This window comes from Iamia sp. (assembly GCF_035575815.1).
In the GTDB taxonomy this organism is placed as follows: Bacteria; Actinomycetota; Acidimicrobiia; order Acidimicrobiales; family Iamiaceae; genus Iamia.
In genome coordinates this window covers 23,528-30,817 of the sequence record NZ_DATLXO010000142.1, presented here as the reverse complement: position 1 = coordinate 30,817, position 7,290 = coordinate 23,528, and the positions used below count along the sequence as shown (strand labels likewise).

Genomic DNA, 7,290 nt, shown 5'->3' with positions numbered 1-7,290 from the left:
GACGCCGATCATCGCCTCGACCCGCCCGGCGGTGACCACGGGGATCGAGAAGAGCTGTTCGGCGAGGCGGACCACCGAGTTGGGTCGGCCCTCGTCGAGCAGGGCGTTGCGGAGCTGGTGTTGCAGCTCGACGAGACGGACGGTCCGCTCCTCGGAGTCTCGTGCCTGCCTTTGGACGCCGCGGAGGAAGAAGGCGATCCAGGGCATGAGGTCGCCTTGCTGGCTGGTGACGAGGAGGTGGTCGTAGTACTCGCCGCGGTGCTGCTCGAAGTAGGCGGACAGGTACAGCAGCGGCTGGGGGAGCGCATCCCGCAACACCAACATCAGCGGGATCATGAGGCGCCCGATCCGGCCGTTGCCGTCGAGGAACGGGTGGATCGCCTCGAACTGGTAGTGCGCGACGGCGAGCTGCACCAGCAGGGGGAGGTCCCGCTCGTGCAGGAACTTCTCGAGATCACCGAGGGCGCGTTGCATGTCATCCGGCGGCGGGGGCACGAACACGGCGTCATCGAGCGTGGCGCCGCCGATCCAGACCGGGCTCGTGCGCAGCTCGCCCGGTCGCCGATGCTGGCCGCGGACCCCTTGGAGCAGGCGCTCGTGCATCTCGCGGAAGAGGCGGATCGAGATGGGGAAGCCACCGCGGACGCGGGCGAGGCCGTGTTCCATCGCCACGACGTAGTTGTTGACCTCCTCGGCATCGTCGGCGGCCTCACGCGACGGGACCTGCCCGGCCTCGAACAGCAACAGCTGGCCGACGTCGGTCTTCGTGCCCTCGATCCGTGAGCTGAGCACCGCCTCCAAGCGGAGGTGCGGTCCGATGAGCAGGTGCGGGTTGGGGATGAGGCGACCGACGCCGCCGAGGCGGTGCACCGCGCCGGTCGCCTCGTCGAGCAGCTTCACCACCTCGTCGGACAGGGAGAACTGTCGCGGCATCTCGGCAGGGACGAACGCCCAGAACCCCTCCGGTGTCCTGCGGACCCGACCTCGCTCGGTCGAGGTGAACGCCTCGGGTCGCATCGTGCTCCTTGTTGAACGTCGCCTTCCGACGGTCCACTGTAACTATAGCGATCCGTCCATTGCTTTAGTTGGCGGTCGGGGAGTGCAAGCAGACTTCAGCTCGGGAACGAGGCCACCAGAGGCTTCTTCGCGACCCGCCGCGGACGCGATGGGTCGCGCCCCGTCCCCTTGGGGATCCGCCATCCAGGACGCGCTGATCTCTCACGGACCTCCCCGGTGCCCCCTCCACCAGTCGAACTGGCGATGCTGGTGACGTCGGCGGCGTCGGCGTTCGTCACCGACTGCCGAGCCGAGCTCGCGAAGAGCGCCTCGGGGGTGCTGCGGCCGACCCAGCGTCGGTCCACATGAGCCCTCCGGCGTTCCGCCGTCGAGGGTGATGTAGTGAACCCAGCCGAGGGTGGCGAGCTCGAGGTCGGCGACGTTGCGCCAGGGTCCTTCTCGATGGACGAGCTCGGTCTTGTAGAGGCCGATGGTCGACTCGGCCAGTGCGTTGATGCTCCTAATAGATCGTCAAGTCCGATCTACGCGGCCTTGAGGGTGGCGGCGGGTGAGCTGGTGGCTGGGAGGAGCCCGTAGAGCTCTCGGAGGAGGTAGCGCTTGAGGCAGCGGATGATGAACTTCTTGGACTTGCCCTCGGCGGTGCGTCGTTCGACGTAGGCGATGGTGGGCGGGTGCCAGCGCATGCGGACGATCACGGTCCGGTAGAGCGCGGCGTTGGCCTGGCGGTTCCCGCCCCTGTTGAGCCGGTAGGTGCCGTCGGTGCGACCGGACCCGGTGGGGATCGGGCAGACGCCGCAGAGCTTGGCGAAGGCGGCCTCGTTGCGCACCCGGTTCGTGTTGTCGCCGGCGGTGATGAGCATCTGGGCGGCGACGTCGACCCCGACGCCGAAGGCGTCGAGCATGGCCGGCGCGGCCTGGGTGGTGAGGGCCTTGAGATGGCTGGTGTGGACCTTGATCTCCTCGTGGAGGTCCAGCCATCGACGGGCCAGGGAGCCGAGCGTGTGGGCCATCGCGACCTCCGGGTCGGCGATGGTCCCGGTGCCGTCGAGGGCGGCGCAGGCCAAGACGAGCTTGTGATCAGTGAGCGGCTCGATCCCAGAGCGGAGTCCGTCGGACGCGGTGACCAGCACAGCCTTGAGGGTGACCATCACCGTCGACCGGGCCTTCACTGCGGCGTCTCGTGCGATCTTGACCAGGCGAATCGCCTCGATCTGACCGTCGGCGAGCTTCGGGGTGACGGTCCCTTCTCCCGATAGGGCGGTGCGGGCGGCGTGTTCGGCGTCGATAGCGTCGCTCTTGCCCGACATCCGCCGGGCCCCGGCCCGGGGTGGCCGTGACACCTCGACCGGGGGGTGGCCGTGGCGGCGCAGGAACCGGGCCAGGCCGATCCCGTAGGACCCGCAGCCCTCGACCGCGTAGACCTGCACGGTGCCCAGGGCTTGCGCCCAGGCGACCAGCGCGGCGTAGCCGTCGTTGGTGGCGGGGATCGTGATCTCGTCGAGGCGGCCGCCGAGGCCGTCGAGAGCGACGGCGACGTGGGTCTGCTTGTGGGTGTCGACACCGACGATGACATCGGTGCGTGCGAGCGCGAGGCTGGCCATGGCTGTTGTTCCCTTTCAGCGGGGTCGATGGTCGAGCCCGCCGGCCGGGTCGGGAAGGACAGGACTGCGATGGGACCTGGTGGATCAGGCTCCTATGAGGTCACTGCCCGCCCGGCTGGCGGGACCCATTCCACCGCCGGCCCGGGCGACCGACACGTCAACGCCAGGACACGAAGTCGGTCATAACAAGGGTCAGGCCGCCCGGGACAACGGCGATCGAGATCCTCCCAGGCTCGGGCGAACCTCGACATCACGATCCTCGCAGTCGTAGCTGTCGCCGACGGTGCCGATGGAGGCGACGGCGCCCGTCCGCTCCTGGCCGTGGCGACGAGGTGGGCCACTAAGGCATCCGCATCGGCCCCGGCGACGCGGTCGAGCTCGTTGGCAAGGACCGGATCGGCGGTCGGAGGGAGCGACTCGAGCACCCCGGGCACGAACGCCGGCCCCGACGGGCCGAACAGGGGAGCCAGGAGGGCCAGGTCCTCGGGCGCACTGCGGCGCACCACTCCGGGGCGAGGCCAGCCCGTAGCCCAAGGCGTCGAAGAGCACCTCGGTCACGGAGAGGACCGGTGCGGCGACGACCTTGGCCCTGGCGCCCACCGACCCATTGCTCGCGCCTGAGGACAGAGAGGCGCTGCCGTCTCAGCGCAAGGCGGCGACGGCCACGGCTGCGACGGCGCCGATGGCGGCGTCGACCCGGGGCTGGTGGGGGTCGGCGCGGGCCGCCTCGCTGAGCACCGCCACCGCGATGGGGGCCTCGTTGCGGTGGTGGACCACCCCCACCTCGTGCCGGAGCGGGCCCAACGTCCCCGTCTTCCCCGCCACCCGGACGCCGCCGTAGGGGAACCCGGACGACAGGCGGTGTGGCCAGATCTGCTGGAACAGCACCGACCGCATGAACGCGCCCTGCTCCGCCGAGGAGGCCCGATCCGCCCAGACCGCCGCCAACAGGGCGGTCATGTCCCGGGCGGTCGTCGAGCTGGCGAGCAGGGGATCGAAGGCACGGGAGTGGGTGAGGTGGTCGTTGTCCCGCAACAGCTCCATCGCCGTGGCAACGTCGCCGGCGCCGGTGTCGTCGGTGAGGATCCGGTACACGTCGCGCGTCCCGCCGTCGATCCGCGTCGAGGTGAGGCCCAGGGCAGCGACCGTCTCGCGGACGCCCGCCAGGCCGACGGCGTCGAGGACGGCGTCGCCGGCGGCGTTGTCGGACACCGCGATCATCGAGCGGGCCAGGTCTCGCCACGACGCCGTCACCGGATCGACCATGGCCGAGATGCCGGTCGCCCCCGGCGTGCGGTCCTCCGGTGCCAGCGTCACGGTCGCCGTCGGATCGAGTCGGCGCTCGTCGACGGCCCGGGCGAACGCCACCAGCAGGGGCAGCTTGTAGACCGACGCCATCACCACCGGGCGGTCGGCATCCACCCGCACCTCCTCACCCCCCTCGGCCAGGCCTCGGGCGTGGAGGCACCCGCGCACGCCGGCCGAGGCGAACCGCTCCTGCACCTCGGTCGCGACCCGTGCCGCCGTCGACGGTGTCACCGGGGGGCCGCCGACCGCAGGTGGCGCTCGACCCGGGCGGCGGCGACGCCGGCCACCTCGTCATCGGGTCGGTGGACGACGCGGAGGCGCAACGGCAGGGGGTCCACCCCCAGCGCGACCCGGGCGACGCCGGGTGCGCCGGCCCCGGGGTCGGCGGTCAGGGCGCAGGCCCGGCCGGCGGCCACCAGGGCGAGCGCGGCCCGGTCGTCGGCGACTGTGAGGGTGCCGTGGTTGACGCCGTGCTGGAGCAGCGTGTCGGCGAGGAGGTCGCGAGCGGCGGGTGCGTCGTGGCGGGAGGTCACCGCCACGGGGCGGGTCACGAGGCGGCGGAGGGGCCCATCGGCCGAGCCATCGCCGGACACCAGGAGCCAGGTCGGGTACAGGATGACGTCGCCCCCGACGAGGTCGCCGACGACCGTCGGGTGCTCGATGACGCCGACGTCGAGCCGATGCCGCTCGACCTCCTCGACGATGGCGGTCGACGACGCCGTGTGGAGGTGGACCTCGGCGTCGGGTTCGGCCACGTCGGGGCCGGCGAGCCCAGCGGCCACCCGGACGGGGACGTCCGGCACGACACCGACCCGCACCCCTGACCGGGCCGCGGCCAGCCCGGCGGCGGCGGAGCGGAGCTCGTCCTCCGCGACGAGGAGGGCGCGGACGAGCGGGAGCAGCGACGCCCCGGCGGGGGTGAGGGAGACGCCGCCCGAGCCCCGTCGGAGGAGGGTCATCCCGAGCGACTCCTCGAACCGCTTGAGGCCCTGCGACAGCGGCGGCTGGGTGATGCCCAGGCGGGCGGCGGCGCGGCCGAAGCGGCCCTCCTCGTGGACGGTGAGGAAGAACCGGGCGCCCCGCAGCAGGTTCATCTCGACACGCTGACCAGGGACGATTCGTGAAGCGACATGGCCGGGTGAGCATAGGCTATTTGACTTCGGACGGGCCCCCTGGTGGTCTCGGGCGATGCCCCCGCACCGCCCGCACCGGTCCCGGTCCGCGCTCGTCGCCGCCGCCCTCCTCCTCGTCACCGCCGCCTGCACCGACGACGGCGGGGAGGGCGCCGAGCCGGACCCGTCGGACCCCGCCGCCACCGCGGAGGCCTTCGCGTCTGCCCTGGCCTCGGGTGACGTCGCCGGCATCGCCTTCGTGGCGCCGACGACGGCGGACGGGGTGGAGGAGGAGCTCGAGACCATCACGACCGACCTCGGCCCGCTCCGGCCCGAGGCCGACGTCACCGCGATGGACGACCCCGAGGGGGATCGCAGCCGCGCCACCCTGACCCTGACGTGGGACCTCGGCGCAGGCGTCGAGCCGTGGACCTATGGCGTCGACCTCCGCCTGCAATGGGCGGAGGACGAGTGGGCCGTGGACTGGGACCCGTCGGTGGTCGAACCGAGCCTGGCCGAGGGCGAGCGCCTGGCCATCACCCACGTCACCCCCGCCCGCGGCGACATCCTGGGCGCCGGCGGCGCAGCCATCGTGACGACGCGCCCCGTGCTGCGGATCGGGATCGACCGCGGCTCGGTCGATCCCGCGACCGCGTCGACCTCCGCCGTGGCCGTGGCCCAGCTCCTCGGGCTCGACGACCCGGAGGCCTACCGCACCCAGGTCGAAGCCGCCGGTCCCCTCGCCTTCGTCGAGGCGATCGTCGTGCGGACCGATGGCTCGTTCCCGCTGGACGAGGACGCCCTCACCGCCATCCCGGGCGCGGTTGCGCTGCCGGACGAGCGTCCGCTCGCCCCCACCACCACGTTCGCCCGCCCTCTCCTGGGCACCGTGGGGCCCGCCACCGCCGAGCTCATCGAGGAGTCGGGGGACACGCTGCGCCCGGGCGACACGACCGGCCTGTCCGGGCTCCAGCTCGCCCACGAGGAGCAGCTCCGGGGCCGCCCCGGCATCGAGGTCGTGGCCCGTGAGGCGAGCGGCGCCGGGCGGGTCCTGGTGGCCCGCGATCCCGTCGACGGTACCCCGGTGATCACGACGCTCGACATCGGCGCCCAGACGGTCGCCGAGGACGTCCTGGCCGGCGTCGGCCCGGCCAGCGCCCTCGTGGCCATCCGTCCGTCGACGGGCGAGGTGCTAGCCGCCGCCAGCGGCCCGGGCGGGGGCGGCTACTCGACCGCCACCCTGGGCCAGTACGCACCGGGTTCGACGTTCAAGGTGGTGACAGCGCTCGCCCTCCTGCGCTCCGGGGTCGCACCCGACACCGAGCTGGTGTGCCCGGCGACGATCGACGTCGGCGGTCGCTCGTTCAAGAACTACGACGACTACCCGTCGGGCCGCACCGGCCCGATCAGCCTGCAAGGAGCCATCGCCAGCTCGTGCAACACCGCCCTCATCGGCGAGAGCGATCGTGTCTCCCAAGCCGACCTGGCGGCCGCCGCACGCGCCCTGGGCCTGGGAGCGGAGCCGGCGCTCGGCGTGCCGTCCTTCCCGGGATCGGTCCCGGACGAGGCCGAACCAGTGGAGCACGCCGCCTCGATGATCGGCCAGGGGCGCCTCCTGGCCTCACCGCTGGCGATGGCGACCGTCGCCGCGACCGTCGCCCACGGCGCCCCGGTGACGCCCACGCTGGTCGGCGGCCAGGACGTCGATGCCGGTGCGCCGGACCAGCCGCTCACGACCGAGGAGGCCGACACCCTCCGCGGCATGATGCGGGCCGTGGTCACCGAGGGCAGCGCCTCCTTCCTGGCCGACGTGCCCGGCGAGGAGGTGGGCGCCAAGACCGGCACCGCCGAGTACGGCGCCGAGCGGCCGCCCCGCACCCACGCCTGGATGATCGCCGTGCAGGGCGACCTGGCGGTGAGCGTGTTCGTCGAAGACGGCCCCGGCGGCGCGTCCACGGCCGGACCGCTCCTCGAGGCGTTCCTGCGCGGCCTTCCTCCGGGGTGAGAGCGGGACCGCATCGAACCCGGACCCGACCCGGAGGTCGGGTCCCGGCGCCGGCTGGGATGACGAGGAGGTCAGGCGCGGCTAACCGACACGGACTCGCGGTCGGTGAACGCCTCATCGACCGCCCTGGGGTCAGGACGGCGGCGATGCCGTCGCCACACTGGCAGCGAGGGCGACGTGACGGGAACCTGGACACTGACTCCTCGACGTCGACGTTTGACCTGGCCACGTGGGGTCACCGCGACGT

5 protein-coding genes are annotated in these 7,290 nt (G+C 72.7%); 1 reads left to right on the top strand and 4 read right to left on the bottom strand.

Annotated elements, in window-relative coordinates:
- The 4 genes from VNL12_RS14935 to VNL12_RS14920 all read right to left on the bottom strand — a co-directional run.
- The coding region (locus VNL12_RS14935) for a Fic family protein (protein WP_325595735.1) at positions 1-933 on the bottom strand (933 nt) is incomplete at its 3' end.
- A gap of 605 nt (positions 934-1,538) precedes the next feature.
- Positions 1,539-2,618, bottom strand: coding sequence for an IS110 family transposase (locus VNL12_RS14930; protein WP_325595734.1), 1,080 nt, complete (start codon positions 2,616-2,618; stop codon positions 1,539-1,541).
- Positions 2,619-3,260: 642 nt separating this feature from the next.
- The gene (locus VNL12_RS14925; RefSeq protein ID WP_325595733.1) at positions 3,261-4,157 is read right to left on the bottom strand and encodes a serine hydrolase; all 897 of its coding nucleotides are present in this window, start codon (positions 4,155-4,157) and stop codon (positions 3,261-3,263) included.
- The gene (locus tag VNL12_RS14920; RefSeq protein WP_325595732.1) at positions 4,154-5,020 is read right to left on the bottom strand and encodes a LysR family transcriptional regulator; all 867 of its coding nucleotides are present in this window, start codon (positions 5,018-5,020) and stop codon (positions 4,154-4,156) included. Before VNL12_RS14920 ends, VNL12_RS14925 begins: the two co-directional genes overlap by 4 nt.
- A gap of 94 nt (positions 5,021-5,114) precedes the next feature.
- Here VNL12_RS14920 and VNL12_RS14915 point away from each other — a divergent pair, with 94 nt between their 5' ends.
- Positions 5,115-7,043 (top strand): penicillin-binding transpeptidase domain-containing protein, encoded by a 1,929-nt coding sequence (locus VNL12_RS14915; RefSeq protein ID WP_325595731.1) that lies wholly within the window; start codon positions 5,115-5,117, stop codon positions 7,041-7,043.
- The last annotated feature ends 247 nt before the right edge of the window (positions 7,044-7,290 follow it).

What these genes read in the sequence shown, in the direction of transcription:
- VNL12_RS14920 (WP_325595732.1), bottom strand. Translation starts at nt 5,020, where the DNA reads ATGAACCTGCTGCGGGGCGCCCGGTTCTTCCTCACCGTCCACGAGGAG.
- VNL12_RS14930 (WP_325595734.1), bottom strand. Translation starts at nt 2,618, where the DNA reads ATGGCCAGCCTCGCGCTCGCACGCACCGATGTCATCGTCGGTGTCGAC.
- VNL12_RS14915 (WP_325595731.1), top strand. Translation starts at nt 5,115, where the DNA reads ATGCCCCCGCACCGCCCGCACCGGTCCCGGTCCGCGCTCGTCGCCGCC.